At 43.2% G+C, this 704-nt stretch carries 1 tRNA gene and 1 rRNA gene; both read right to left on the bottom strand.

Annotated elements, in window-relative coordinates:
- A 23S ribosomal RNA gene (locus DPF93_RS21415) occupies positions 1 to 223 on the bottom strand; the annotation flags it as partial.
- A 294-nt stretch (positions 224 to 517) separates the two neighbouring features.
- Positions 518 to 593, bottom strand: a tRNA-Ala gene (locus DPF93_RS21120).
- Between the last annotated feature and the right edge of the window lie 111 nt (positions 594 to 704).

Raw genomic sequence — 704 nt, forward strand, 5'->3', positions numbered from 1 at the left:
CCTCGGGGTACCTCGGGGTACTTAGATGTTTCAGTTCCCCCGGTTCGCCTCATTAACCTATGAATTCAGTTAATGATACTAGCTTATGCTAGTGGGTTTCCCCATTCAGAAATCCCAGACTCAAATGGTTGTTACTACCTAATCTGGGCTTATCGCAAGTTACTACGTCTTTCATCGCCTCTGACTGCCAAGGCATCCACCGTGTACGCTTAGTCACTTAACCATACAACCCGAAGGAGTTTCGAGTTGATGAACAAGTCACCAAAGTTGTCTGCAATTTTTATACATGATGCAGACTCGATTTTGCCGGACTCAATTTTCTTCTCCCTTACTTTAAAAAAATAAGACAAAAGCCAAGAACACTTGAATGTGTTTTTAGTTGTATTCATAAATGAATACTTTGAGAACTTTACAAACAATCTATAAAGATTGTTTTGTCAGCTTTCCAAATTGTTAAAGAGCTAGATTTTCTAATGAAAACCATTTTTAAGAACACTTAAGCAAATGTGCTTAAAGATGGTGGAGCTAAGCAGGATCGAACTGCTGACCTCCTGCGTGCAAGGCAGGCGCTCTCCCAGCTGAGCTATAGCCCCATCAGGTGTTGATACTGTGTGCCACATTCCTTGGGATGGGAATTGGTGGGTCTGAGTGGACTCGAACCACCGACCTCTCGCTTATCAGGCGAACGCTCTAACCACCTGAGC

Source organism: Vibrio rhodolitus (assembly GCF_003350325.1).
In the GTDB taxonomy this organism is placed as follows: Bacteria; Pseudomonadota; Gammaproteobacteria; order Enterobacterales; family Vibrionaceae; genus Vibrio; species Vibrio rhodolitus.